Origin of the sequence: Actinomadura geliboluensis (genome assembly GCF_043197915.1) — a bacterium.
Lineage (GTDB): Bacteria > Actinomycetota > Actinomycetes > Streptosporangiales > Streptosporangiaceae > Spirillospora > Spirillospora geliboluensis.
This window is the reverse complement of sequence record NZ_JBICUA010000016.1, coordinates 85,603-111,564: the sequence shown is the minus strand read 5'-3', so window position 1 is coordinate 111,564 and position 25,962 is coordinate 85,603. Positions and strand designations below refer to the sequence as shown.

Genomic DNA, 25,962 nt, shown 5'->3' with positions numbered 1-25,962 from the left:
CCGTAGGGCTTCCGCAACCCGTCCTCTGTGGCTGGGAGGGCGGGGCGTCGGTACGGCGGTTAGTCGGGTGGGGTGAGGGTTTCCAGGACCTGGGTGCCGTACTTGGCGAGTTTGTTCTCGCCGACGCCGTTCACCCGGCCCAGCTCGGTGAGGGTCGTGGGGAGGGCGGTGGCGATCTCGCGCAGGGTGGCGTCGTGGAAGATGACGTAGGCGGGGACGCCCTGCTCCTTGGCGGTCGCGGCGCGCCAGGCGCGCAGTCGCTCGAAGATCGGCATGGCCTCGTCGGGCAGGTCGACCGGGGCCTTCGCGGCCTTGGCCGTCTTCGCCGCCTTCGTGGCGGGGCGTTCGGGTTCGCGGCGCATCAGGACCTTGCGCTCGCCGCGCAGGACCTCGCCGCTCGTGTCGGTCTGGAGCAGGGTGCCGTGGTTGCTCTCGACGGCGATGAGGCCCTGCGCGAGGAGCTGGCGGATCACGCCGCGCCACTCGGCCTCGCGGAGGTCGGCGCCGACGCCGAAGGACTTCAGCGAGTCGTGGTCGAACTGGATGACCTTGGCGCTCTTCTTGCCGAGCAGGATGTCGATGATGTGCCCGGCGCCGAACTTCTGGCGCCGCTCCCGGTCGAGGCGCACGATCACCGACAGGACCTTCTGGGCGGCGACGGTCGCGTCCCAGGTCTCGGGCGGGGTGAGGCAGGTGTCGCAGTTGCCGCAGGGCTCGCCCGACTGGCCGAAGTAGTCGAGGAGCTGGACGCGGCGGCACTCGACCGTCTCGCAGAGGGCGAGCATGGAGTCGAGGTGCATGGCCTGCCGGCGCCGGTGGGCGGCGTCGCCCTCGCCGCCGTCGATCATCTTGCGGAGGTTGACGACGTCCTGGAGGCCGTAGGCGAGCCAGGCGGTGGACGGGAGGCCGTCGCGCCCGGCGCGGCCGGTCTCCTGGTAGTAGCCCTCGACGGACTTGGGCAGGTCGAGGTGGGCGACGAAGCGGACGTCGGGCTTGTCGATGCCCATGCCGAACGCGATCGTCGCGACGATGACGAGGCCGTCCTCGCGGAGGAAGCGCGCCTGGTTCGCGGCGCGGGTCTGCGCGTCGAGGCCCGCGTGGTACGGGAGGGCCTCGATGCCGTTCTCGGTGAGGAACGCGGCGTGCTTCTCGACCGAGTTGCGGGACAGGCAGTAGACGATGCCCGCGTCGCCCTTGTGCTCGGTCTGCAGGAGGCGCAGCAGCTGGCGCTTGGCGTCGGTCTTCGGCTCGATCCGGTACTGGATGTTCGGACGGTCGAAGCTGGCGATGAAGTGCTTGGCCTGGTCGAGCTGGAGGCGGGCCGCGATCTCCTTGCGGGTGGCCTCGGTGGCGGTGGCGGTGAGGGCGATGCGCGGGACGTCCGGCCAGCGCTCGTGCAGGCCGGACAGCATCAGGTAGTCGGGCCGGAAGTCGTGCCCCCACTGCGACACGCAGTGCGCCTCGTCGATCGCGAAGAGGGAGACGTCGCCGCGGTCGAGGAGGTCGACGGTGGCGCCGAGGCGGAGCCGCTCGGGCGCCAGGTACAGCAGGTCGAGCTCGCCCGCGACGAACTGGGCCTCGACGACGCGGCGCTCGTCGATGTCCTGGGTGGAGTTGAGGAAGCCCGCCTGGACGCCGGCGGTGCGCAGGGCGTCGACCTGGTCCTGCATGAGGGCGATGAGCGGCGAGATCACGATGCCGGTGCCCTTCCGGACCAGCGCCGGGATCTGGTAGCACAGCGACTTGCCGCCGCCGGTCGGCATCAGGACGAGCGCGTCCCCGCCGCCGACGACATGGTCGATGATCTCCCGCTGGCCGTCCCGGAACGTGTCGTAGCCGAACACGCGCCGCAGTGTCTCGAGCGTCTCCGGGATCTCGGCGGAAGTCATCGGCCCATACTATGAACCGCCGACGACACCCGCCGCCCGAACGGCTACCTGTGGATGACCTCCATCAGGTCCGGGGTGACCTCGTCCAGGTCGGACGCGACGTGCGAGGCGAGGGCCAGGGCGTCCTCGGCGGCCGGGTGCGCGGGGCGCGGGATCGCGATGACCGTCATCCCGGCGGCGTGCGCGGAGCGCAGCCCGTTGCTGGAGTCCTCGATGGCGACGCAGTTCTCCGGCGTGACGTCCATCTGGGCGGCGACGGTGAGGTACCCGTCCGGTGCGGGCTTGCCGTTCTCGACCTCCTCGGTCGACACGGTTGTGCGGAACAGGCCCTCCACGCCGAGCTTGCCGAGCACCAGGTCGATCAGCGCGCGCGGGGACGAACTAGCCAAGCCCAGAGGACGGTATTGGGCAAGCCTCCGGACGGCGTCCTCGGCACCGGGCAGCAGGGGCAGCCCCTCGTCGTACCGCTGCGACATCTGGTCGATGACCTCGTAGGCGACCTCCTCGGCGGTGACGCCGTCCACGAGGTCCGTAGCGATGTAAGACGCCCACTCCTCGGTGCTCATGCCCATCAGCCGCTCCTGGGTGTCGGGCAGCCAGCGCCCGTCGTGGGCGGCGACGTAGCTGCGGCGCACCTCCTCCCACACCGGTTCCGAGTCGATCAGGACCCCGTCCAGGTCGAACACGATGGCCTGCAGGGGCATGGCTCCTCCATGGGGGTTCTCGTCGCGATGACACGTCCACTACCCGGTACGGCAGGCCGGAACCCGCACGTCCCCCAGCAGACGGGCGTAACGGATTTATGCCGCGAATGCGACATGGTCCCGTTTCAATCTGGCATCGTGGTGAACCTCCGTCCCCCCTCCGGAGTCACTGCAGAGGAGATCCGCCCATGGTGTTCCTCGGTTTTCTCCTGGTCGCGGCCGCCATCGCAGCCGGTGCCGGCGTCGTCCTCGACAACACCGACGCAGCCGACCTCGTCGTCTTCGGCCAGAGCGTGCCGGGCGTGAACAACGAATGGCAGGTGTTCCTGACCGGCGCCGGCGTGGCCGTCGTCTTCGTCATCGGCATGATGCTCACCTTCACCGGCGCCGCCCGCCGCATCCGGAACCGGCGGGACCTGCGCGACCTGCGCGAGGAGCACCAGGAGTCGCTGACCACGCTGGAGTTGGAGAAGCGCCGCCTGGAGCGCGAGCTCGCCCGCGTCCGGCAGAGCGGCGGCCGGCGCCCCGCGCAGCCCCCGCAGGCCCCCCAGCCCCCGCACCCCGGTCGGCCCGAGCCGGCCGCCACCGCGCCGGGCGGCGTCCGCGTCGCGGGCGGCCGGCCGCGCATCTCCGCCACGTCCCCCTTCTTCGAGCGGAACGACTGAGGACGCGCTAGTACCTGGTGATGACCCGGACGCCCGTCCGAATCGTCACCGGGAGGGATGCTGTGCGCCCCGCGCCCCGGAGATCCTCGTAGTGTGCGGATTCTTCTCAAGGTGGGCATCACCGCGGTCGCCCTGTGGGCCGCCACGGTCCTGATCGCCGGCATCTCGCTCGGCGACCAGACGACCGGCCGGCGCGTCCTCACCCTCGTCGCGGTCGCCGCCATCTTCGGCCTGGTCAACGCCGTCCTCAAACCGATCATCAAGACGCTCGGCTGCGCGTTCTACATCCTCACGCTGGGGCTGATCGGCCTCGTCGTGAACGCACTGCTGCTCCTGCTGACGAGCGAGGTCGCGCAGCGCCTCGAACTGCCCTTCCACGTGGACGGCTTCTGGCCCGCGTTCTGGGGCGCCATCGTCGTCGGCGTGGTCGGCTGGCTGCTGCACCTCTTCATCCCGGACGACGACGACTAGGGCACCGGCCGCCCGTCCACCCCTGTGGAACCATGACGCGCGTGGACGGGATGGGGCGGCCGTACTTCACCATCGGCGACGGCTACGCGCTCTACCAGGGCGGCGTGACGGAGGGCAGTCTCCATCGTCACGCCGCCTTTCAGGTGGCCATCGCCGTCCAAGGTGAGGTCGCCATGGACGACGCGTCCGGAACCCGTCACAGCGATGTGGCGCTGATCGTGCCGCCCATGGTCGGTCACCGTCTCCTCCAGGCACAGGCGTTGCGCATCTTCTACGTCGAACCCCACTGCGCGTTCGCCGACGACCTACGCGCCCTCTGCGGCACCGGCATCACCCCGGCCCCGCCATGAGCGGTCTTAGCGAGGAGGACGTGCGGGCCGCCGGGGGCCGTCCGTCCAGCGAACTCGACGGACGGCTGCTGGAGGCCATGCGCACCCTGCTGGACGAGCAGACCTCAATGCCCGCCCTGGCCGCGCAAGTCGGCCTCTCCCCGCAGCGTCTACGCGCCCTGGCGCGGACGGAACTCGGCATGCCGCTCACCCGCTGGCGCATCTGGCGGCGCCTGGCCCGCTCGGCGGAGGCACTGCGTGAAGGGCGGCCGTTGAGCGTCGCCGCACTCGCGGGCGGTTTCGCCGACCAAGCCCACTTCACCCGGGAAATGCGCCGGATGATGGGCCTCACGCCTGCGGAGGCCGTCCGGGCGCTGGAGGCGTCAGCCGCGGCGAGCCGTGTAGAGCGAGATCGAGCCGGTGACCGTTGAGACCGTCCCCGCCTCCCGCACCTGGCGGAAACCGACCTCAGACATGAGCCCCGGCAGGGCGCCGTCAGCGTTGAACTGCGTGTCCTCACGGCCGTCCGTGAACTGCACCATGCGAAAGGCCAGCCGCATCGGCAGGGTGCGCTGCGCCCCGTAATCGGCGACCACGAGCCTGCCGCCGGGCCGCAGCGTTTCGAGAATCGAGACCAGGATCGCCTGCTTCACCGCCACCGGGCACTGATGCAGAACAAGGCTGGACACCACCGTGTCGACGGACCCGGCGTCCACGATGTCCGTGAGCGCGTCCCCCATGCCGGCCCGCCATTCGACCGCGTCGGCGCCGGGCTTGCCTTGGGCGATCGCCAGCACCTCCGGGTCGGGATCGACGCCGATCACGCGGGCGCCCGGCTCGATCCGGTGCAGCAGCAGGGCCAGCGACCCCGTGCCGCAGCCGACGTCCACGACGACGTCACCGTCCCGCAACGCCGCGTGCATGGCGACCATGCTCCGCCACAGCCGCTCCCGCGTCAGAGTGATCACCGAGTCGTAGAGCCGGGGCAGCGCGAAGCGCCCCAGGGCGGGCGTGAAGGTCTGTTCGGTCATGGCGGCCAGTGTCGGGCGCCGCACCGCACCCGGTCTTGAACGAACCGCTCGCGCGCCGCTAGCCCTCCGCGGCGACGGCGGCGCGCTCGAACGGGCTCAGCTCCAGCCCCCCGGACGGCCCGCCCGCGTACTCGCGGTACTCCGGCGGACGCGACCCGGGCGCGCCGACCAGCACCCAGCGGCGCGCCCGGACCGCCCCGATGAGGAACTCGGCGTCCGTCAGCGCCCCCGCGTCCGCGGCGATCAGCGCGTCGAACTCCTGGTCGGGCGCGGTGAGCGCGGCACCGAGCGGCGTCCCCACGACGACGTCGGCGGTGCGGAGCAGGACCTCGCCGTCCGCCGCCCGCGTGCCCTCCAGATACCCGGTGAGCTGCTCGATCCGGGCCATCGCCCGCCGCTGGTGCGCCGGGACGGCGTCGGGGTCCTCGCCCGGGTCGGCGCCGCAGATCTCCGCGACGTTCTCCCGCGTCCGGGCCTCGGCCTGCGCGACCGTCTCCAGATCGTCCTCCCGGACCGACATCTCCTCGGCCGCCTCCGCGCTGCGCCGGTCGAGCACCGTCGCCGTCTCCGCCGCCCGCGCCGCCGCGGCCTCCGCGTCCGCCCGCGCCCGGACCGCCGCCGCGAGCGCCGCCTCACGGGACGTCCGCGCGGCGGTCGCCCGGCCCTCGATCTCCTGCGCCGCCTGCTGCGCGGCCCGCGCCTGCACGCCCGCCTCCGTCGCCCGCTCCACGGCCTCCGACGCCCGCCGCGCGTGCTCCTGGTGCTCCGCTCCGGCCTTCTCCCGCTCGCCCGCCAGCCAGGTCAGCTCGGTGCCGAGCCGCTGCTGGGCCTCCTGTGCGTGCTTCAGCCGGGCCCCGCCCTCGGACACGAACGACGCCAGCCCGCGGCGCACCCGCTCCGCGTGCTCGGCGACGTCCTTGGCCTCGCGGGCCCGCCTGGCCGCCTCGTCCGCCTCCCTGGTCCGCGCCTTGACCTCGGCGCGCAGGCTCTTGAGGTCGGACGGCGGCGACGCCACATGGAGCTTCTGCCCCAGCGTCATCTTCCTCCGGACCGCCGACAGCGCCGACTCCGCCGACACCAGCCGGTAGTAGGCGGCATGCCCCTCGGCGGCGGCGTCCGCGTCCGCCGCCGTCAGCCGGTGCGCCTCCTCGGCCGCCCCCGGCAGCGCCTCGCGCGCCCGCGCGAGCTCATCCGTGAGTGACGCCTCAGCCTGCCGCGCCCCCTGCAACTCGGCCTGCGCCGTCTTCGCCCGCTCGTCCAACTGCGCGCACCGCGCGTAGGACGCCTCGGCCGTCCGCGTCATGGCGGTCGCCTCGTCCGCCGCCTGATCGGCCTCTGCCTGGAGCCGCTCCGCCTCCGCGCGAGGCTCCACCAACTCGGCCTCGGCCTCCGACTGGACGGTTTCGAGCCGCTCCGCCTCCGCCTCGGCCTCCACCGCCGCCTGCTCGGCCTCCACGGCCGCGGCACGCGCCTCCTCGATGGCGTCCCGCAGCGCCGCCTGCTCGACCTCCAGCTCCTCGCTCCGCCGCAGATTCTCCGCCTGGACGGCCTGGAGCGCCGCCGCGTCCCGAGGCCACTGCTCCAGCCACATCAGGCCGCGCCGCAGCATCCGCACCTCGGTGTCCCAAGCCTGCCGCCACGCCTCCCCGACCGGCCGCAACGTCGCCGCCCGCACGCGGGCCTCCGGCGCCGACGGCCCTTGCGGCGGCACCTCTGCGTGTGCAGCGCCGGACGCATCTCCGGCTTCCTCTGCCTCCACAGCGGACACGCCCTCGCCCGGCAGGACGGGCAGCGGCTCGACGCGGGTGACGTCGGACGCACTCTCGTCTGTGTCCTGGCCTTCGCTCGGCGGCACGGGCGGCGGGTCGGCCAGCGTGACATCTTCAGCCGGTAGGGCACTCGGCGTCTGGTCTTGCACGGCGGGTGCGGCCCTGTCTTCGCCCAGTTCGTCCGGGAGCGACGGCAAGGGCTCCGCACGGGTGATGGCGGAGGCGTTGTCGCCATCCTGCGGCAGTGGCTCGGCGCGGGTGATGTCGGACGCGCTGCCGTGTTCGTCCGGCTCGGGCGGTAGGGAAGGGATCGGCTCGGCGCGTGTGGCGGTGGACGCACTGTCGACTGGCGCGGACGGCCCGCGCAAGGGCTTGAACTCGACCGTGCCGTGGGAGCCCGACTCCCGCACCGGCGGCGGCTCTGCCACAGGCTCGGCGACGGGCGGCTCGACTGCTTCCTCGTCCTCGATGGGTGGCAATGCCCGCGTCTGGACCGATTGGGCTTCCGCGGTCTCCGGACGCGTCTCGATCAGCAGCGAGAAGACCTCGGGGTCGTCCTCCATGGCCCGCAGCAGGTCGGCGGCCTGCTCCGGCGTGGGGGCGATGAGCAGGGCGCGCTCGTCCGACGACGTCAGCTCCTTGATCACCTTCCGCACGGCCTCGGCTTCGCCGCCCGGCTCCACGTGGACGAGCCGCAGGTCCTCGGTCTCTTCCAGCGACGCGGGCGCGACCAGGAAGCGGGCGAGCACCTCCCAGTCGCCCGGGACTCGCTCGTCCCGCAGCGCTCGCAAAGCGGCGATGTGCGGCGCCCAGCCCACCGGAGGGGCGTCTTCGGGCGCCTCCCGGAGCCGCGCGTCGATCTGCTCGTAGAACTCGCTCAGCGGTCCGTAGACGCTCTCGACCAGTTCGGCGCCGCCCCAGTCGGCGACTTCCGTGCCCAGCAGCGGCGTGGAACCCTCGCCGTCGAGCGGCACCGTCTCCAGCGCGGCCCGGACGTCGACCTCGGGTTCGTCCTCCAGCGCGGCCTCCGCCTCCTCCGCGGGCGGCTCCTCTTCGGCCGGGAGATCGTCCGCCTCCTCGGAGGCCGGGGTGTCGGCGGCGAGGTCGGCGGGAGGCTCGTATTCGGCCGTGGGAAGGTCGCTGGCCGGCGTGGGCGGCAACTCCTCCTCGGCGGCCTGAGGCGTGTCGGATTCCGCGTCGTCGAGCGGTGGTTCGCCTGTGGCGGATGGGTCGGCCGGTGCGTCCGTCGGCTGCCGCTCGTCCGGATGGTTGGCGTCTGCCGGCTGTTTCACGACTTCATCCCGTCCCAGATCGACCCTCCGGGGCCCTTTTTCCCCTTCTGCCGAGGACTAACGTCTCACAGGTCAGGGATCAGCGGTGGCCCGCGAGGGCGGCGTGATGATCTTCACCGGGGCCCGGTTCGGGGTCGGGGTGGACGACGGCGCCGGACAGGCGCGGCAGCGCGTGCAGCAGGCTGTGCTCGGCGTCCACGGCCACCTTGTGGGCCCGCACGACGGTGTTGGCGGCGTCCACGACCACGTCGCATTCGGCGCGCAGATTGTGACCGATCCAGCGGAGGCGGACGTCGCCCACGGCGAGGACGCCGGGGGTGGCGGCGAGGGCGGCTTCGGCGCGGTCGACGAGGTCCGGGTCCACGGCGTCCATGAGGCGGCGCCACACTTCACGGGCCGTCTGCCAGAGGACGAACGAGATCGCGACCGTGATGAGCAGGCCCACCACCGGGTCGGCCCAAGGGGCACCCAACGCGATGCCCCCAGCCCCCAGGAGGACGGCCAGCGAAGCGAAGCCGTCCGTGCGGGCGTGAAGGCCGTCCGCGACGAGGGCCGCCGAGCCTATGCGGCGTCCTACACGGATGCGGTAGCGCGCCACGATTTCGTTGCCCAGGAAGCCGACCAAGGCGGCGCCGACCACGGCGGGCAGATGGTCCACAGGCTGTGGATGAGCCAGCCGGTCAATGGCCGCATAGCCCGCGATCACACAGGACGCGGCGATCGCCAGCACGATGACGACACCGGCAAGGTCCTCTGCACGCCCGTAGCCGTAGGTGTAGCGGCGTGTAGGCGGGCGCCTGCCGAGGAGGAAGGCGATCCCCAGCGGGACGGCCGTCAGTGCGTCCGCCGCGTTGTGGAGGGCGTCGCCCAGGAGCGCCACCGAGCCGGTGAGCGCGACCACCGCCGCTTGGAGGACGGTGGTCGCGCCCAGGCCCGCGAGGGAGATCCACAGGGCGCGCATGCCCTGCGCACTGGCCTCCAGCGCCGAGTCGACCTTGTCGGCCGCCTCATGGGAGTGCGGACGCAAACCGTGCCCACGCCCGTGCCCACGCCCGTGCCCACGCCCGTGCCCACGCCCGTGCCCGTGCTCATGCCCGTGCTCATGTCCGTGACCGTGGCCGTGACGGTGCTTCCTCATGGCTCCACGATGAACCACGAATCCCGTTGCAGCATCTCGACAACTGCGCTGTCATCGCAGGTACGCGGCCTGTGTCAGTGCGGATTCGTCGCCAGAAGCTCCGCCAGGAGGTCGTCCAGCGTGACGATGCCCGCGAACTCGCCGCGCTCGTCGTTCACCACGGCGAGCTGGGCCCGGTCGCGGCGCATGCGGCTGACCGCGTCCAGCACGGTCGTCTCCGCCGTCAGGACGGGCGCCGGGTGCGCCAGATCGTCGGCGCGGCGGTCCCCGTCCGGCTCGGTGATGGCGGCCCGGACGTGCACGATGCCGGTCATCGCCCCGTCCCCGGACCGGACGAGCAGCCGGTTGTGGCCGCTCGCGGTGGCGGTCCGGCGGATCTGCGCGGCGGTCGCGTCCGCGCCGATCGTCGTGACGGACGTGGCGGGCACGACGAGCCGCCCGACGGTCGCCTCCCGCGCGGAGATGGCGCGGCGGAGCAGCTCGTGGTCGTGCCGCCCGATGAGGCCGAGGCGGCGCGACTCGCCGACCAGGTGGCTGAGCCGGGCCGGGTCGGTGTGGCTGTCCAGCTCGTCCTTCGGGGTGATGCGGAACAGCCGCAGCAGCGCGTTCGTCGTCGCGTTCAGCGACGACAGGATCGGCCGCGACACCTTCGCGAACGCGCGGAACGGCAGCGCCAGGATCAGCGCCGACCGCTCCGGGTGCGCGATGGCCCACGACTTCGGCGCCATCTCCCCGATGACCATGTGCAGGAACGTCACGACGGCGAGCGCGGTGCCGAGCGCGATGGCCTTCACGCCCGCCTCGGGGACGCCGAGCGCGTGCAGCGGCGGTTCGAGGAAGTGCTCGAACGCGGGCTCGGTGACGATCGCGAGGCCCAGCGAGCACATCGTGATGCCGAACTGCGCGCCGGCGAGCATCAGCGACAGCTCCCGGACGCCCGCGACGGCGGCGACGGCGGGGCGGCTGCCCTTGGCCGCGGCGCGTTCCAGCTGCCCGCGGTTGGCGGCGACGAGTGCGAACTCGGCCGCGACGAAGAAGCCGTTCCCGAGCAGCAGCAGGACGGTGATCAGCAGTGACGGCAGCGGGCTCATGACACCTCCACCGACGGCGACCGCGGCGCCGGGACGGCCGCCGGGGCCGTCCTGATCAGGATCTTCTCGGCGACGCGGCGGGCCAGGCTGACGACCTCCAGCTCGACGGAGCCGTTGTCGAGGGCGACGGTCAGGCGGTCGCCGGCGCGCGGGAGGCGGCGCAGCTCCGCCATGACGAGCCCGCCGATCGTGTCGTAGGCGTCGCCCTCCGGCAGGCCGAGCCCGGTGAGGCGGCCGACCTCGTCGATGCGCATGCCGGCGTCGACGAGCCAGGACCCGTCCGGCCCGGACGTCGGGACGACCTCGAACCCGTCGGTCTCGTCGGTGATCTCGCCGACGAGCTCCTCGGCGACGTCCTCGAAGGTGAGGATGCCGGCGAGGCCGCCGTACTCGTCCACCACGCAGGCGAACTCCTGCCGGGACTCGCGCATGTGCTCGATGACCCCGTACAGCGGCTGGCTGCCGGGGACGAGCAGCGCCGGGCGGGCGATCCGGCCGACCGGGGTGGCCGGGTCGAGGGTGTCGTCGGCGACCTCGCGGACGCCCGCGACGCCGACGACGTCGTCGACCTCCGTCCCGTAGATCGGGTAGGCGCTGTGCCCGGTCTCCCGGATCAGCTCGATCAGCTCGCCGGCGGTCGCGGTCGAGGGCAGCGCGCGGACCTGCGGGCGCGGCACCATGACCTCGTCCGCCGTCAGGTCGCCGAAGGACAGCGCGCGGTCGAGCAGGCCGGACAGGTCGGCGGGCAGGTGCCCGGTGCTGCTCGACCTGCCGATGATGTCGCCGAGCTCCTCCAACGTCGCTCCGCTGTGCAGCTCCTCCACGGGCTCGACGCCCACGGCGCGCAGCAGCCGCGTCGCGGCGCGGTCGAACAGCCGGATGATGGGGCCCGCGACCGTCAGGTACACGAGGGTGGACGAGGCCAGAGCGCGCGCGAGCGACTCCGCGCGCGCCAGCGCGAGGTTCTTGGGGAACAGCTCGCCCAGAAGCATCTGGATGAGCGTCGCCAGGACGAAGCCCGTCGCGAGGGCGATCGCGCCAGTGGCGCCTACGGGGACGCCCAGCACCTCAAGCAGCGGCTGTATCAGCTCCGCGAGGGCGGGCTTGGCGATGAAGCCGACGACCAGAGTCGTCATCGTGATGCCGAGCTGGGCGCCCGACAGCATGAACGACACCCGGCCGATGACCTTCAGCGCTCTCTTGGCGGACGTGTCGCCGCTCTCGGCGGCCTGCTCCAGGGTCGCGCGGTCCGCGGCGACGTAGGCGAACTCCTGGGCGACGAAGTACCCGGTGGCGGCGGTGAGAAGGATCACCGCGAGCACTCCCAGCACCGCGGTCAGCATGGGGCACCGGGTCTATGACTGGGGTCCGACACTGCGGACTCACCACTCCTCTCGTAGACGGACTACCTGTCGTAACGTCACTTCGCTCAACGACGTTCCCGGTCCAAAGGGTACGGCTCGGCGCCCGCCCGCGCCTTGCCGCATGCGCACGGCTTGCGCCGCGGGCATGGGCGAAAGCACCTTGTCTGGGTTAGTGTCACGGATCACACTTGTATGCGAGCGAACGTCCGATAGTGGTCCGGTCCGTGCTCCCAGACCGGCGCCGCCGCAGGGCATGCTCGGGGGACCGGAGAAGCGAACGCGGGGCAGACGTTGGACCAGAGCGGGGCCGGGGCCGCCGCGCCCATGAGTCGTGAAGGCGTCGACCATGCCCTCCGCACGCTGCGCGACGAGCGCGAACGCATCGCCGCGTCCCTGGTCGAACTCGACCGCCACCCCGGCGTCCGGCTGCTGACGGGCGCCCGCCTCACCGGCGAGACGTGGCGCCGCTGGGAGGACGCCCAGGCCCGGCTGACCACGCTGTGGCGGCTGTTCGACGCCTACCAGAGCGTCCTGGACGAGGCGTGCGAGCTGCGCGACCGGTCGCCCCGGCCGGACGCGGCGACGCTGACGGAGCTGTCCGGGCTGCTGTCGGGATGCTCGGTGGAACTGCCCGACGGGGAGATCCCGCTGGAGCACCGCACGCTGCTCGGACCGCAGGAGGAACGGATCACCTTGGACGAGGCCGTCGCGATGATGTCGGACGCGTACGAGTTCGTCGCGGGCGAGGTCGCCGCCGCCGACGCGGCCTGGACGGCGCTGCTGGTCCCCTTGGAGGAGGCGGAGGAGAGCTGGCGGGCCGCGACGCGCCTCGCGCACACGCTGGACGGCACCCGCCACCCCGAGCTGGACCGGGTCGGCCGGGAGCTGACCGCGCTCGGCCGCGTCGTCCGCACCGACCCGCTGTCGCTCGTCCGCGACGGCCGCCCGGACACGACCCGCCTCGACCGCGTCCGCACCGTGCTGACCGCGCTCGGCGACGAGCTCGCCGGGGTCGCCCGGATGCGGGACGAGTACGCCGACCTCGTCGCCCGGATCACGGCCGTGATCGAGGAGACGGAGGAGACCGAGCGGCGGGCCCTCGACGCCTACGCGACCGTCCTCGCCAAGATCCACTCGCCGAACCTGCCGGCGCCGCCGGAGGGCCTCGGCACCGCCCTCCGCGACCGGCTCGCCGCCCTCGAACGGCTCCGCGAGGCGGGCCGCTGGGTGGAGATGGCGGGCCGCTTCGCCGAGCTGGAGCGCGCCGCCGAGGACGCGCTGGAACGGGCGCGCGGCGAGCTGCGTCTCAGTGCCGGCCTGCTGGACCGGCGCGGCGAGCTGCGCGGCCGCCTGGAGGCGTACCGCGCCAAGGCCGCCCGGCTCGGCCTGTCCGAGGACGAACTGCTCACCGGCCTGTACGGGGAGGCCCGCGAGGTGCTGTGGACCGCCCCGTGCGACCTGCGCCGCGCGACGGCGCTGCTGGCCGAGTACCAGCGGGCCATCAGGGCGAGCGAGACCGGGACGGGGACGCGGCGATGAACCGATGCACCCAGCCCGGCTGCACGGGCCAGGTGGACGCGGACGGCTTCTGCGACGTCTGCGGCATGGCCCCCGCCCCCGCCGCCGCCCCCGCCGAGTCTGCGCCGTCCCAGCCCCAGAGCGCCGCCACCCCGGCCGCGAGCCCCGCGGCGGGCGCCGTCCCGGCCCCCGCACCGCCCGCCGAGGGCCTGCCCTCGAACGGTCCCGCCCCCGCGAGCCCGGCCCCCGCCGGCTCCGCGCGCACCGGCTACTCGCGGGCGGCGCCCGCGCGGGTGCCGGTCGCCGCCGTCACCACGCAGACGCCGTTCGCGCCGCCGACGAGCAGGGAGCCGCGCTCGTCCGCGCCGAGCGGCACGGCCGGCGGCTCGGCGGGATCCGGCCGCGGGACGGTCGGCTCCGGCCGGACCGCCTCGCGCGGCGGCACCCGCGGCACCGGCTCCAGCGGCTCGTCCCGGCGCGGGATGCTCGGCGCCGGGCTCGTCGAGGTCCCGCCCGTCCCGGCCCGCGACCCCGCCTCGGCGATCATGGAGAACCCGGAGGTGCCGGAGAACCGACGCTTCTGCAGCCGCTGCGACGAGAAGGTCGGCCGCAGCCGCAACGGCCGCCCCGGCCGCACCGAGGGGTTCTGCCGCAGCTGCGGCCACCCGTTCTCGTTCACCCCGAAGCTGCGCGCGGGCGAGCTGGTCGGCGGCCAGTACGAGGTGCTCGGCTGCCTCGCGCACGGCGGCCTCGGCTGGGTGTACCTGGCCCGCGACCACAACGTCAGCGAGCGCTGGGTCGTGCTGAAGGGCCTGCTCGACACCGGCGACGCCGACTCGCTCGCCGCCGCGACCGCCGAGCGCGCGTTCCTCGCCGAGGTCGAGCACCCCAACATCGTCAAGATCTACAACTTCGTCCGGCACGGCGACTCCGGCTACATCGTGATGGAGTACGTCGGCGGGCGCTCGCTGAAGGACATCCTGCTCAGCATCCGCGCCGACCACGGCGACCAGGCGTCGCTGCCGCTCGGCCAGGTGATCGCGTACGGGCTGGAGGTGCTGAGCGCCCTCGGCTACCTGCACGGCGTCGGGCTGCTGTACTGCGACTTCAAGCCGGACAACGCGATCCAGTCCGAGGAGCAGCTCAAGCTGATCGACCTCGGCGGCGTCCGCCGCGCCTTCGACGTGGACAGCCCGATCTTCGGGACGCCCGGCTACCAGGCCCCCGAGATCGGCTCGCAGGGCCCGTCGGTCACGTCCGACCTCTACACGGTGGGCCGGACGCTCGCCGTCCTCAGCTTCCCGTTCCGCGGCTACACCGGACGGCACCTGCGCAGCCTGCCGCCCCGCCACGAGGTCCCGGTGTTCCAGCGGCACGAGTCCTACCACCGGCTGCTGCGGCGCGCCACGCACCCCGACCCGGCCCGGCGGTTCCAGAGCGCCGCCGAGATGGCCGAGCAGCTCACCGGCGTCCTGCGCGAGGTGCTGGCCGCCGAGGACGGGCGGCCCCGCCCCGCGTCGTCGCCGCTGTTCGGGCCCGAGCAGGCCACGGCCGGCGCCGAGATCGTCACCGCCCCGGACGGCGCGCCGCCGGCCATCCTGGCGCCGCTGGAGCCGCGGGCCGCCGCCGCGGCGCTGCCCGTCCCGCTGGTGTCGCCCGCCGACCCGGCCGCCGCGTTCCTGTCCGGGCTCACCGCCCGCGACCCGGCCGAGCTGGCCGCCGCGCTCGGCTCCGCCCCGGTCGCGTCCCGCGAGGTGCGGCTCGCGCTGGTGCGCGTCCGCATCGAGCTGGGCGACCTCGACGGCGCCGCCCGGCTGCTGGAGGAGATCGCCGCCGAGGCCCCCGACGACTGGCGCGTCGACTGGTACCGGGGCGTCCGCGCCCTCGCCGGCGGGCAGGGCGGCGAGGCCGTCGCCGCGTTCAACGACCTGTACGACCTGGCCCCCGGCGAGCAGGCGCCGAAGCTGGCGCTCGCGTTCTGCTACGAGACCCTGGGCGACATGCGCGGCGCCAGCCACTACCACCAGACGGTCTGGCGCACCGACCCCACGCACGTCAGCGCCGCGTTCGGGCTGGCCCGCACCTGCCTCGCCGCCGGCGACCGCGCCGGCGCCGAGCGCGTCCTGGACTCGGTCCCCCGCATCTCCAGCCACTACCTGGCCGCGCAGCTCGCCGCCGTCGCCACGGTCGTCCGGGGCCGCAGCCCCGGCGAGCTGAACGCCGCCGTCCTCATCGAGGCGGGCCGCCGCCTGGCCTCGCTGCGCCTCGACACCGAACGGGCCGCCGCGTTCACCGCCGAGGTCCTGTCGGCCGCCCTCGCCTGGCTCCGCGCGGGCCGCGCCCCGATCCCGGCCGGCGTCCGGCAGCGGATCCTCGGCACCGACATGGCCGAGCCCGCCCTGCGCGCCAAGCTGGAGGACACCTACCGCGTCCTCGCCAAGCTCGCCGACGACGCCGAGCACCGGCACGCGATGGTCAAACGCGCCAACGCCGTCCGCCCGAGGACGCTCTTCTGACCTTGACGTCCTCCCCGCCCGAAGGCGGGGCTTCTAACCCGTCCCCTACGAAGGGAGGAGAGCAGGTTGAGGTTCGCGGTTCACCGGCCGGGCCATCGCCCTGCCTCCCCGTGCGGCCACCGTGTGTCCCACGGCGGTGTCTTTGATGTTGCGGGCGGCGTTGATGTCGGTGTTGGCCCGGTGCCCGCAGGCGACGCATCGGAACACCGCTTGGCTCTCGCGGTTGTCCGGGGCGCGGTGCCCGCAGGCGTTGCAGGTCTGCGACGTGTAACGCGGGTCGACCCGGACGACGCGGCCGGGTGCCTTGTGCTCCAGCCGGGTGACGTGCGAGCAGTGCTCCAGCAGCCCCGCCTCCTGGGCAGGGGTCGGGCACAGCCGGTACCGGGACACGCACCGACCGTACCGACCGCCACCGACAGAACCCGGAGAGTCAACGTGCCCGAGCATCCCGCGTTTCCTCCCCGCCCTGAAGGACGGGGTCTCCACGCTGCAGGTATCAGATGAACGCCCCCCAGCGCACCCCCATCGCCCCCTGCCCCGCCTGCGTCGAGCCCGCCCAGACCCGAGACCGCTACCGCGACGTCGGGCTGCGGCGGCGGTGGAACGAGGACGCGGTCGCGCGGGGCGGGGACGGTCCGGCCGGGGCGGCGCGGCTGCTGCTGCGGGCGGCGCTGGACGCGGGCGGCCACGACAACGTGACGGTGGCGGTGCTGCCCAGCCCGCCGCCGGGAGCCGGGAGGGAGCGGGGCAGATGAGCGGGTTGCCGGAGTTCACCGTCCGCGTGGACCAGAACGCCTACCTTCCGGCGGGCGGGCGGGAGATGCACGCGATCGTGACCGTGGAGGCGCGCTCGTCCGGCGGCGGCGCCGTCCCGGCGGCGGAGGTCATCCTCGTCGACACGTCGGGGTCGATGTCGTACCGGGGGAAGATGGCGGCGGCGAAGCGCGCCGCGCGGGCCGCGGTGAACGTGCTGCGGGACGGCGTGCACTTCGCGGTCGTCGCGGGCGCGAACCGGCCGCGGATGGTCTACCCGCAGGGGGAGCGGCTCATCGCGGCGGACGAGGCGTCCCGGCGCGGCGCGGTGAACGCGATCGGGCGGCTGGAGGCGGCCGGCGGGACGGCGATCGGGTCGTGGCTGCGGCTCGCCGAGCGGCTGTTCGCCGGGCACGACGGCGCCGTCCGGCACGCGATCCTGCTGACGGACGGCAAGAACCAGCACGAGTCGGCGGAGGAGCTGGACGCGGCGCTGGCGGCGTGCGCCGGGCGGTTCCTGTGCGACGCGCGCGGCGTCGGCACCGACTGGGAGGTCGCCGAGCTGCGCAAGATCACCTCGGCGCTGCTGGGCGGGTTCCTGGACGTCCCCGACCCCGCCGACCTGGAGGCCGACTTCCTGGCGATGACGCGGGCCGCGATGGGCAAGGAGGTCGCCGACGTCGCGCTGCGCGTGTGGACGCCGCAGCAGGCGCGGCTGCGGTTCGTCAAGCAGATGGTCCCGGCCGTGGAGGACCTGACCGACCGCCGGGTGGACTCGGGCGCGCAGACGGGCGACTACCCGCTCGGCGCGTGGGGGAGCGAGGCCCGCGAGTACCACTTGTGCGTCGAGGTGCAGCCCGGCGACGTCGGGCGGCAGATGCGGGCGGCGTGGGTGAAGCTCCTCGCGGGCGACCAGGTGCTCGGGTCCGGGAACGTCCTCGCCGAGTGGACGGACGACGAGGCCCGCTCGACGTCGATCAACCGGCGGGTCGCGCACCACACCGGGCAGTCGGAGCTCGCGGAGGCGATCCAGGAGGGCTTGGAGGCGCGGCGCCGCGGCGACGAGGACACCGCGACCGCCCGGCTCGGCCGCGCGGTGGTGCTGGCGCGGGAGGTCGGCAACGAGCAGATCTCCGGCCTGCTCGACCGGGTCGTGGACGTGGTGGACGGGGCGTCCGGCACGGTCCGGCTGAAGCGGGACGTGGCGAAGGCGGATGAGATGTCGCTCGACACCCGTTCCGTCCGGACCGTCCGCACCCGGCACGGCGACGAGGCGGGAGGCTGAGGCCCATGCCGGTCTGCCCGAACGGGCACACGTCCGCGGACGGTCGGTTCTGCGACGTCTGCGGCGACGCCATCGCGGCCCCGCGGTCCGCCGAGCCGGCCGAGCCGCCGGTGTGCCCGCACTGCGGGACGCCCCGCTCGGGCCGCTTCTGCGAGGTCGACGGCTACGACTTCGACACCGGCACCCTCTACACGGTCGAGCTGTCGATCGACCGCGCGGCGCGGGCGGTGCCGCTGGTGCCGCAGCCGCGCACGGGCAGCGCCCCGGCCGTGGCGTCCGGGCCGGCCGCGCTGGTCGCGGCGGACCGCACCTACTTCGACGCGGTCCTCGCCGAGATGGGGCCGGACGCGGCGGGCCTGACGTTCCCGCCGTACTGCCCGGAGCGCCGCGTCCCGCTGCGCGGCGGGCAGGTCAGGATCGGGCGGCGCAGCGCGTCCCGCGGGCTCCTCCCGGAGATCGACCTGGGCACGCCGCCCGAAGACCCCGGCGTGTCGCATCTGCACGCCGTCCTGCTGGCGCAGCCGGACGGCTCCTGGAACCTCGTCGACCCCGGTTCGACGAACGGCACCACGGTGAACGGCGGGACCGAGCCGATCCCGGTGAACGTGCCGGTGCCGATGGGCGACGGCGACCGCATCCATGTGGGCGCCTGGACGACCATCACGCTGTCCCTGCAGGAGGGCCCGCCATGACGATGAGTCCCGCGCAGCCGGCGGTTCCCGCTCCCCGGACGCCCCCCGCCCCGGTGCCCCCCGCCCCGCCTCCCGCCGACGCGAAACCGCAGCGCGGCGGCCGGGTGCGGGCGTTCTTCCGGGGCGGCTGGACGCGGACGATCCCCGGCCGCGTCCGCGCCCACGCCGTGCTCTGCCTCGCCGCGCTGATCTCGCTGCTGGCCGTCCTCGCCGTCGCGATCGGGAACGCCCGCGACTCCGTCCAGACGATCGGGCACGACGCGGGTCCGCAGGTCGTCGCGACGGGCACGCTGTACTTCGCGCTCAGCGACATGGACGCGCAGGTGTCGAACATCCTGCTGATCGGCCGCGAGCACAACCTCGGCATCGGCTACGACGCGTCGCTGCGGACGTACGAGAAGCGCCGCGCGGACGCGCACGCCGCCGCGGTGCAGGCCGCGCAGCTCGCCGGCCGCGACCCCGCGCTGAAGCTGACCGTCCAGGAGGTGCTGGACGGCCTCGGCCGCTACGAGTGGCTGGTCGGCCGGGCGATGCAGCTCGACGCGCAGTCGAACCACGCGCCGGGGGAGCTGCCGCCCCAGGTCATCGACGCCTACCGCGAGGCGAGCGACCTGATGAAGCTGCAACTGCTCCCGAAGGCGTACAACATCACGCTCGACAGCGGCGCGCACGTCCGGCAGTCGTACGAGACGAAGAGGTCGGCGGTGCTCGCGGGCCGCACCTGGGTCGCCGTCACCGGGCTGCTCGTCCTGCTGCTCCTGATCGCGACGCAGCTGTACCTGGCCCGGACGTTCCGCCGCGTGCTGAACCCGGCGCTGGTGCTGGCGACGCTCGGCGCGATCGCCCTCACGACCGTCGGCGCGGGCCTGCTGACGGCGCACGCGGGCCACATCAAGAAGGCCAAGGAGGACGGGTTCGACTCCATCCTCCAGCTGTCGCGGGCGCGGGCGATCAGCCACAGCGCGTTCGCCGACGAGAGCCGCTACCTGCTCGACCCGGGCCGCGCCGACACCTACGAGCAGACCTACCTCGACAAGTCGCTGGCGGTGATCTACCCGGACCTCGGCGACAAGCCGGTGAACCTGGAGAACTACTACGCGGGCCTGGAGCAGAAGGTCGCCCCGTACAAGGCGGGGCAGGGCGCCGTCCCGTTCCTCGGCTTCTTCGGGGACGAGGCGCGCACGACCGACAGGGGCCGTGAGGCGGACACGCTGGCGAAGACGCTGGCGGCGTACCGGGTCGTCCAGCGCAACGACGCGGAGATGCGGCGGCTCGCGGCGTCCGGGAACCGGGCCGGGGCCATCGACCTGCGGATGGGGCGCACGTCCAACGCCATCCGCGACTTCGGCGCCTACGACGCGGCGCTCAGCGCGCTGACGGCCGTCCACCAGGACGCCTTCGACGAGGCGATCGAGGACGCCGACGGCGGGCTGCGCGGCTGGAACGCCGTCCCGCCCGCCGGCGCCGCCGCCATCGCCCTGCTGGTGCTCGCGGGGATCCGTCCCCGGCTGGCCGAGTTCCGCTGACCGGAGGAGAGCAGCAGACCATGCGCGCCACCACCACTACCGTCCGGGCCGCGGCCGCCGCCGTGCTGGCCGCCTCGGTGCTCGCGGGCTGCGGCCTCGGCGGCGCCGAGAAGGAGTCCGTGGCCGGCAAGGACTCGCTGGTCATCGGCGTGAAGGAGGACCAGCCCGCGCTCGGCGTCAAGCGCCCGGACGGGACGTACGAGGGCTTCGACGTCGACGTCGCCACCTACATCGCGGGCCGGCTCGGCGTCCCGAAGAGCCGTATCACGTGGCGGACGACGAACTCGTCCGTCCGCGAGGAGGCGCTCGCCAAGGGCACCGTCGACATGATCGTCGCGACCTACTCGATCACCCCGAAGCGCAAGATGAAGGTCACCTTCGGCGGCCCCTACTACGTCGCCCACCAGGACACCTTCGTCCGCGCCGACGCCGCCGCGATCCGCGACGTCCGCGACCTGAAGGACAAGCGGATCTGCGAGGTGACCGGCTCCAACTCCTGGCGCCGCGTCATCGAGGAGCGCAAGGTCGCCGCGAAGCCGGTCACCGTGGACACCTACGGCGCGTGCATGGACGCCCTCGCCGCCGGCCGGCTCGACGCCGTGTCGACCGACGACCTGATCCTCGCCGGGTTCGCCGCCGGCCGCCCCGGCCGCATGATCAACGCGCCGTTCACCGACGAGAAGTACGGCGTCGGCCTCAAGAAGGGCGACCTGAAGGGCTGCGAGGAGGTCAACCGGGCCATCACCGCGATGTACCAGGACGGCACCGCCGAGCGCCTGCTCAAGAAGTGGTTCGGCGAGTCGGGGCTGAAGCTGACGACGAGCGTCCCGCAGTTCGAGGGCTGCACCTGACCGCCGCCGGCCCCCCGCGTGTCAGGGGGTGGTGGTGGACGGGAACGAGACGATCGCCTCGCGCAGCGTGTCGTAGATCGGGATGAACTTGTCGATCCCGGTGATGCGGAAGACCCGCTGGACGCGCGGCGGCAGCGCCACCAGCGCGATGTGGGAGCCGCGTTCGATCGCGCGGCGGTTGGCGGCGACGAGCGCGTTCAGGCCCGTCGAGTCGCAGAAGGTCACCTCGCGCATGTCGACGGCCATCGGCTCGCCCGTCTCGACCACCTCGAAGAGGGCCTCCTCGAAGCGCGTCCGGGACACCACGTCGATGTCGCCCTGCACGCGGACGACGGTGCAGCGGTCGTCGCGCATCAGGCTGATGTCGAAGTCCATGGTCACCTCACGCCCCACTCCGGTGGTACCCGGCCATCTCAGGTGACTCCTCAGGATCGCGCACCCGTGCCCGCATTCCAAGCTCTCACCGGGAATGGGGACCGGGCCCGCCGCCCGCGTCCCGGACCGTAACGCCGTACCGGACGCCCCTGCCGGTCCCACGTCCAGACTCTACCCGACATGCCGTCCGGGGCGTCCGGATGCGTCCGGGGTCATCCGGGAAACGGAGGCAATAACTTACTCAAGAGAAACTTACTGAAGGGTAAGAATGGCCCGGCAATCCCGTCCGCAGCCCGTTTGACCTGGGCTTTGGCCATTTCTTACCCGCCTCCAGGCGGGAAAGACCGACGCTGACTCGGGCTCGGATCGGCGCAGAGGTTACAGTGGCGGTGGCGAATTCGGGAGGCTTGGTGTTCTACACGTTCATGACGCGGGTCGTACGCCCGATCCTCTGGCTGCTTTTCCGGCCCCGGGTGATCGGCGGCGAGAACGTGCCGAGCTACGGGCCGCTGATCGTGGCGAGCAACCACCTGTCGTTCATCGACAGCTTCATCATCCCGCTCGCGGTGCCGCGGCCGGTCACCTACATCGCCAAGGCCGACTACTTCGAGGGCGGCGGGCTGAAGAAGGGCTTCGTCCGCTGGTTCCTCACCAACCTCGGGCACGTCCCGGTCCGGCGCGGCGCCCGCCGCGCCGCGATGGGCGCGCTGGAGCAGGCCGCCGAGGTCCTCGACAACGCCGGCGCGTTCGCGATCTACCCGGAGGGCACCCGCTCCCCGGACGGCCGCCTCTACCGCGGTCGGACGGGCGTCGGCTGGCTCGTCCTGGAGTCCGGCGCCCGCGTCCTGCCGGTCGCCCTGGAGGGCACCGAGAAGATCCAGCCCATCGGCGCCGGGTTCCCGCGCGTCTTCGGCCCCCGCCCCACCGTGCGGATCGGCCCCCCGATGGACTTCTCCCACTACCGCGACCTGCCGCCCGCCAAGGCCCGCCGCGCCATCACCGACGAGATCGTCGAGACCATCCAGAAGATGTCCGGCCAGGACTACGCCGCCGAGTACAACGACCGGGCCGAACAAAGCTGACCGCGCGCGTGTCGGCGGCGGAGCCGGGCGGGTTCGGGCCGTAATGTCGCGGGATGGCGCAGAGGAGTCTGGCGATCGTGCTGGCCGCCGTGTCCGCCGCCGCGGTCGCGTGCGGGGACGGCGGGGAGCGGGCGCGGGAGGTCGGCGGCACCGCGCGGGCCGAGGTCGCGGGCATCGGGTTCACCTCCGACCAGCTCGCGCAGGCGCTGCTCGGCGAGGCCCCCGGCTACCGGCGGGCCGGTGAGCCCGACTCCGGCGAGTACGGGTCGCTGAAGGCGATCCAGAACGCCGCCAGGCTGCAGCGCGAGGCGACCCTGGACAAGCCCCGGTGCGGGACGGCGCGTCCCGGCGGCACCGTGGCGAGCGACGTCCCGGCCGCCCTCGTCTCCTTCACCGGCACCGCCGGGCAGACCGCCACCGAGACGCTGATGGGCATGTCCGCCGCCGACGCCGAGAAGCAGGTCAACGCGCGCGTCCCGGCCGGCTGCCTGCGGTTCCGCACGAAGGTCGGCTCGCAGTGGGCCGAGCACCGCGTGGTGGAGACGCCGAAGGGCGAGATCGGGGAGGGCTCGCGCACCGTCGGGGTCACCACGACCGGCGGCGACGCCCGGGCCCGCACCTGGTACGTGGTGTTCCGCGGCCGCCACTACCTCGCCACCGTGTCGGTGTTCGGCCCGAACGCCACCCGCGAGGACGCCGAGCGGCTCGCCCGCGAGGCGCACGAACAGGCCGAGCGCGTGCTGCCGTGAGTCACGCGGCTCGCCGCCGGTCTCGCCGAGCGGATACGGTTCGGCTTACACGGGGCGGACGCCCCGGGCTCGTTCCCAGCGGGGGTGTGCTTGATCGGTAAGGAGGGCCGGGTCACCGGCCGGATCGGTCCGGGGCTCGTCGGCGAGGTCATGATCCCCATCCGCGGCGGGGTCGAGGCGTTCTACGCGCACCCCGTGGACCCGCGCGAGGAGATCGGCGTCGGGTCGATCATCGTCGTGGTCGAGTACCACCCGCCCCGGACGGTGTACGTGGCGCCCGCGCTGCCCCAGTGACCGCGGCGCGGCGACCCCCCGGTGCCCGCCTCGCCGCACGGTGGCCCGATGAGGCCACCACCGGGGAGAACCGAACGCGCCGCCCGCGCGTCTGAGGGGAAACGCGGAGGGCCCTGCCCGCCGCACCGACATCTGAAGAGGAGGCCGCATGCCCGTGCTCGCCGTGGCGATCGGCGTCGTCGTCGCCATCATCGTGTTGATCATCTTGTTCAAGATGGTCTGGCGGGTCGCCGAGCCGAACGAGGCTCTGATCATTTCCGGGCTCGGCGCCAAGTCCAAGCCGCTTGACGGCGTGGACAGCCTCGGATTCAAGATCGTGACCGGTAAGGGGACGTCCGTCCTGCCCGGCTTCCAGGTCGCCCGGCGGCTGCGGCTCGACAGCCGCGCCGCCAACCTCGAAGTGAACTGCGTGACGCAGCAGGGCATCCCGGTCAAGGTGCGCGGCGTGGTCATCTACAAGGTCGGCGACGACCTGGTCTCGATCGCCAACGCGGCGCGGCGCTTCCTGGAGCAGCAGGCGTCCATGGACGGCGCGATCCACGAGCTGTTCACCGGCCACCTGCGCTCCATCATCGGCAACCTGACCGTCGAGGACCTCATCCTCAACCGGGAGCGGCTCACCAGCGAGACGCGCAGCTCCGCCGCCGACGAGATGAGCAAGCTGGGCCTGGTCGTCGACTCCCTGCAGATACAGGAGATCGACGACGAGACCGACTACATCACCAACCTGGGCCGCCCGCACGCCGCGAAGGTCGCCGCCGCGGCCCGCATCGCCGAGGCCGAGCGCAACCAGGAGGCCACCGAGCGGGAGCAGGAGACCGAGCGGCAGAACGCCGCCGTCATCCGCGACACCGAGATCAAGAAGGCCGAGTACGAGGGCCAGGTGCAGCAGGCCGCGCAGCAGGCCCGCCAGGAGGTCATCCTCAAGGAGACCCGCAACGCCGAGCTGGAGGCCGAGCGCACCGAGAAGCGGCTGGAGAGCGAGATCCGCAAGCCGGCCGACGCCCGCGCGTACGAGCAGGTGAAGCTGGCCGAGGCCGAGCGCGAGGAGCGCATCGCCCAGGCGCAGGCCGCCGCGACGGAGATCCAGCTGCGCGCGCAGCGCGAGGCGGAGGCGACCCGCATCCTCGGTGAGGCCGAGGCGGACGCGACCCGGCAGAAGGGTCTCGCCGAGGCCGAGGCGATCAAGGCCCGCGCGCTGGCGCTGGCGGAGAACACCGACGCCGTCATCGCGCAGCAGCTCGCCGAGCAGTGGCCGCAGATCGTCGAGGCCGGCGCGGGCGTGTTCGGCAACGTCGACAACATGGTCGTGCTGAACGGCGCCGAGGGCATCGAGGACATGCTCGCCAAGGCCCTGACGCTCGGCGGCACCGGCCTCGGGGTGGCGCGGCAGCTGCTCGCCAACCTGAACGCCCAGCCCGCCGCCAACGGCCACAACGGCCCGGCCCCGGCCGTCCCGGTCGTAGAGGTCCCCAAGGAAGACTGACACCGTCCCCCCGACACCGCTGAAGGCCCGGCACCGCCGGGCCTTCTTGGCGTTAGGGGACGTCCACTGACGCTAAGTTCGAAGCATGTCCGTGCCCCGGCTCGCCGTCTCCGTCGATCTTGTCGTGCTCACCGTGCGGGAGCAGCGCCTGTGCGCGCTGATGTGGCGGCGCGACCGGGCGCCCTATGACGGAGCGTGGTCGCTGCCCGGCGGTTTCATCCAGCTGGACGAGGACCTGCCGGTCGCCGCGTCCCGGCTGATGGCGGAGCGGGCCGGCCTCGCGGACGTGCGCATCCACCTGGAGCAGCTCGCCACCTACGGCTACCCCGACCGCGACCCCCGGCAGCGGGTCGTGAGCGTCGCCTACCTGGGGCTGGCGCCCGACCTGCCCGCCTCCAGCCGGGCCCAGGTGCTGTGGACGGCCGTGGACGAGCTCGTCCACCACGACCGGGCCGCGTTCGACCACCGGCGGATCCTCTGCGACGGGATGGAGCGGGCGCGCGCGAAGCTGGAGTACACCTCGCTCGCCGCCGCGTTCTGCCCGCCCGAGTTCACCGTCGCCGAGCTGCGCCGCGTCTACGAGATCGTGTGGGGCACCAGCCTCGACCCGCGGAACTTCCACCGGAAGGTCACCGGCGCCGACCGGTTCCTCATCCCGACCGACCGGACCACGACGCGCGACGGCGGGCGCCCCGCCCGGCTGTACCGCCGCGGCGACGCCCGGCAGCTCCGCCCGCCGATGCTGCGTCCGCGGGCTTGACCTGGGGCGACGTCGCGCCCACCGGAGGGCGGTTGCTATTTTCGGCTCCTGTGAACGGTGACGAAGCGCTCGGCCTGCTCGTCCGCGACATCGGGGACGCCGGCGTCGAGGAGATGGCCGGCTCCCCGGGCCTCGCGGCCGCCGTCGACCAGCATGTGGCCGCGCTCCGCGACGAGCTGGGCTCCCCGGGCCCGGACGAGCTGATGGGCTACCTGACGGAGTTCGCGGAGGACGCCTTCAACCGGGGCTGGTGGCCGCACGACCCCGGCGACTGGGAGTTCGTCCGGATCGTGGCCGTTTGCTGGATGATGAGGGACGCTGCGTAGGCTGAG

26 protein-coding genes are annotated in these 25,962 nt (G+C 73.3%); 17 read left to right on the top strand and 9 right to left on the bottom strand.

Annotated elements, in window-relative coordinates; all coding sequences use genetic code 11:
- Positions 1-59 precede the first annotated feature (59 nt).
- Together recQ and ACGFI1_RS39045 are read right to left on the bottom strand one after the other, a co-directional pair.
- Positions 60-1,889, bottom strand: a complete 1,830-nt coding sequence (recQ, locus tag ACGFI1_RS39050; protein WP_387076637.1) for a DNA helicase RecQ — start codon at positions 1,887-1,889, stop codon at positions 60-62.
- A 44-nt stretch (positions 1,890-1,933) separates the two neighbouring features.
- The gene (locus tag ACGFI1_RS39045) at positions 1,934-2,593 is read right to left on the bottom strand and encodes an HAD family hydrolase (RefSeq protein ID WP_387076641.1); all 660 of its coding nucleotides are present in this window, start codon (positions 2,591-2,593) and stop codon (positions 1,934-1,936) included.
- A gap of 188 nt (positions 2,594-2,781) precedes the next feature.
- On the opposite strand from ACGFI1_RS39045, the gene ACGFI1_RS39040 reads away from it, so the two are divergent.
- The 4 genes from ACGFI1_RS39040 (at position 2,782) to ACGFI1_RS39025 (ending at position 4,489) form a co-directional block, all read left to right on the top strand.
- On the top strand, positions 2,782-3,258 hold the full coding sequence (locus tag ACGFI1_RS39040) for a hypothetical protein (RefSeq protein WP_301173724.1): 477 nt from the start codon (positions 2,782-2,784) through the stop codon (positions 3,256-3,258).
- Positions 3,259-3,351: 93 nt separating this feature from the next.
- Positions 3,352-3,729, top strand: coding sequence for a phage holin family protein (locus ACGFI1_RS39035; RefSeq protein WP_138639033.1), 378 nt, complete (start codon positions 3,352-3,354; stop codon positions 3,727-3,729).
- A 32-nt stretch (positions 3,730-3,761) separates the two neighbouring features.
- On the top strand, positions 3,762-4,079 hold the full coding sequence (locus ACGFI1_RS39030) for a hypothetical protein (RefSeq protein ID WP_392792719.1): 318 nt from the start codon (positions 3,762-3,764) through the stop codon (positions 4,077-4,079).
- On the top strand, positions 4,076-4,489 hold the full coding sequence (locus ACGFI1_RS39025) for a helix-turn-helix domain-containing protein (protein WP_392792718.1): 414 nt from the start codon (positions 4,076-4,078) through the stop codon (positions 4,487-4,489). The genes ACGFI1_RS39030 and ACGFI1_RS39025 overlap by 4 nt, the downstream gene beginning before the upstream one ends.
- Here the strand turns inward: ACGFI1_RS39025 and ACGFI1_RS39020 are convergent.
- From ACGFI1_RS39020 to ACGFI1_RS39000, 5 genes are all read right to left on the bottom strand, one after another.
- Positions 4,442-5,089: a class I SAM-dependent methyltransferase gene (locus tag ACGFI1_RS39020; RefSeq protein ID WP_392792717.1), complete on the bottom strand. Its 648-nt coding sequence runs from the start codon at positions 5,087-5,089 to the stop codon at positions 4,442-4,444. The two genes, ACGFI1_RS39025 and ACGFI1_RS39020, sit on opposite strands and share 48 nt — an antisense overlap.
- Positions 5,090-5,147: 58 nt before the next feature.
- Positions 5,148-8,150, bottom strand: coding sequence for a hypothetical protein (locus ACGFI1_RS39015; RefSeq protein WP_392792715.1), 3,003 nt, complete (start codon positions 8,148-8,150; stop codon positions 5,148-5,150).
- A 79-nt stretch (positions 8,151-8,229) separates the two neighbouring features.
- Positions 8,230-9,177: a cation diffusion facilitator family transporter gene (locus tag ACGFI1_RS39010; RefSeq protein ID WP_392792714.1), complete on the bottom strand. Its 948-nt coding sequence runs from the start codon at positions 9,175-9,177 to the stop codon at positions 8,230-8,232.
- A 185-nt stretch (positions 9,178-9,362) separates the two neighbouring features.
- Positions 9,363-10,379, bottom strand: a complete 1,017-nt coding sequence (locus tag ACGFI1_RS39005; protein WP_138639028.1) for a hemolysin family protein — start codon at positions 10,377-10,379, stop codon at positions 9,363-9,365.
- Positions 10,376-11,710: a hemolysin family protein gene (locus ACGFI1_RS39000; protein ID WP_387076655.1), complete on the bottom strand. Its 1,335-nt coding sequence runs from the start codon at positions 11,708-11,710 to the stop codon at positions 10,376-10,378. Before ACGFI1_RS39000 ends, ACGFI1_RS39005 begins: the two co-directional genes overlap by 4 nt.
- A 357-nt stretch (positions 11,711-12,067) precedes the next feature.
- Here ACGFI1_RS39000 and ACGFI1_RS38995 point away from each other — a divergent pair, with 357 nt between their 5' ends.
- Entirely contained in the window at positions 12,068-13,282 is a 1,215-nt protein-coding gene (locus tag ACGFI1_RS38995; RefSeq protein WP_301173732.1) for a hypothetical protein, read from the top strand.
- On the top strand, positions 13,279-15,777 hold the full coding sequence (locus tag ACGFI1_RS38990) for a serine/threonine-protein kinase (RefSeq protein WP_392792713.1): 2,499 nt from the start codon (positions 13,279-13,281) through the stop codon (positions 15,775-15,777). The genes ACGFI1_RS38995 and ACGFI1_RS38990 overlap by 4 nt, the downstream gene beginning before the upstream one ends.
- Positions 15,778-15,822: 45 nt before the next feature.
- Here the strand turns inward: ACGFI1_RS38990 and ACGFI1_RS38985 are convergent, their stop codons facing one another.
- A complete protein-coding gene (locus tag ACGFI1_RS38985; protein WP_392792711.1) occupies positions 15,823-16,167 on the bottom strand; it encodes a zinc ribbon domain-containing protein in 345 nt (114 codons plus the stop codon).
- Positions 16,168-16,277: 110 nt separating this feature from the next.
- Here ACGFI1_RS38985 and ACGFI1_RS38980 point away from each other — a divergent pair, with 110 nt between their 5' ends.
- From ACGFI1_RS38980 to ACGFI1_RS38960, 5 genes are read left to right on the top strand one after another with little or no spacing between them, the layout of a single operon-like run.
- A complete protein-coding gene (locus tag ACGFI1_RS38980) occupies positions 16,278-16,532 on the top strand; it encodes a hypothetical protein (protein ID WP_392792709.1) in 255 nt (84 codons plus the stop codon).
- Positions 16,529-17,815 (top strand): VWA domain-containing protein, encoded by a 1,287-nt coding sequence (locus ACGFI1_RS38975; RefSeq protein WP_392792707.1) that lies wholly within the window; start codon positions 16,529-16,531, stop codon positions 17,813-17,815. The genes ACGFI1_RS38980 and ACGFI1_RS38975 overlap by 4 nt, the downstream gene beginning before the upstream one ends.
- A gap of 5 nt (positions 17,816-17,820) precedes the next feature.
- Positions 17,821-18,507: an FHA domain-containing protein gene (locus tag ACGFI1_RS38970; protein WP_392792706.1), complete on the top strand. Its 687-nt coding sequence runs from the start codon at positions 17,821-17,823 to the stop codon at positions 18,505-18,507.
- Positions 18,504-20,033 carry a hypothetical protein gene (locus ACGFI1_RS38965; RefSeq protein WP_392792704.1) on the top strand — a complete coding sequence of 510 codons (1,530 nt, stop codon included), beginning with the start codon at positions 18,504-18,506 and terminating at the stop codon, positions 20,031-20,033. The genes ACGFI1_RS38970 and ACGFI1_RS38965 overlap by 4 nt, the downstream gene beginning before the upstream one ends.
- Before the next feature lie 20 nt (positions 20,034-20,053).
- Complete coding sequence (locus ACGFI1_RS38960; RefSeq protein ID WP_138636171.1) at positions 20,054-20,884, top strand: glutamate ABC transporter substrate-binding protein; 831 nt, start codon at positions 20,054-20,056, stop codon at positions 20,882-20,884.
- A 21-nt stretch (positions 20,885-20,905) separates the two neighbouring features.
- Here ACGFI1_RS38960 and ACGFI1_RS38955 read toward each other — a convergent pair whose 3' ends face one another.
- On the bottom strand, positions 20,906-21,259 hold the full coding sequence (locus ACGFI1_RS38955; protein WP_138636170.1) for an STAS domain-containing protein: 354 nt from the start codon (positions 21,257-21,259) through the stop codon (positions 20,906-20,908).
- Between the two features lie 410 nt (positions 21,260-21,669).
- Here ACGFI1_RS38955 and ACGFI1_RS38950 point away from each other — a divergent pair, with 410 nt between their 5' ends.
- The 6 genes from ACGFI1_RS38950 (at position 21,670) to ACGFI1_RS38925 (ending at position 25,956) form a co-directional block, all read left to right on the top strand.
- Complete coding sequence (locus tag ACGFI1_RS38950) at positions 21,670-22,341, top strand: lysophospholipid acyltransferase family protein (RefSeq protein ID WP_171068965.1); 672 nt, start codon at positions 21,670-21,672, stop codon at positions 22,339-22,341.
- A gap of 53 nt (positions 22,342-22,394) precedes the next feature.
- Complete coding sequence (locus ACGFI1_RS38945) at positions 22,395-23,090, top strand: hypothetical protein (protein WP_138636169.1); 696 nt, start codon at positions 22,395-22,397, stop codon at positions 23,088-23,090.
- A gap of 90 nt (positions 23,091-23,180) precedes the next feature.
- Positions 23,181-23,384 carry a hypothetical protein gene (locus tag ACGFI1_RS38940; RefSeq protein ID WP_138636168.1) on the top strand — a complete coding sequence of 68 codons (204 nt, stop codon included), beginning with the start codon at positions 23,181-23,183 and terminating at the stop codon, positions 23,382-23,384.
- A gap of 148 nt (positions 23,385-23,532) precedes the next feature.
- Positions 23,533-24,870 (top strand): SPFH domain-containing protein, encoded by a 1,338-nt coding sequence (locus ACGFI1_RS38935; protein ID WP_138636167.1) that lies wholly within the window; start codon positions 23,533-23,535, stop codon positions 24,868-24,870.
- An 85-nt stretch (positions 24,871-24,955) separates the two neighbouring features.
- Positions 24,956-25,630, top strand: coding sequence for an NUDIX hydrolase (locus ACGFI1_RS38930; protein WP_301173742.1), 675 nt, complete (start codon positions 24,956-24,958; stop codon positions 25,628-25,630).
- 50 nt (positions 25,631-25,680) lie between these two features.
- Entirely contained in the window at positions 25,681-25,956 is a 276-nt protein-coding gene (locus ACGFI1_RS38925; protein WP_392792703.1) for a DUF6401 family natural product biosynthesis protein, read from the top strand.
- The last annotated feature ends 6 nt before the right edge of the window (positions 25,957-25,962 follow it).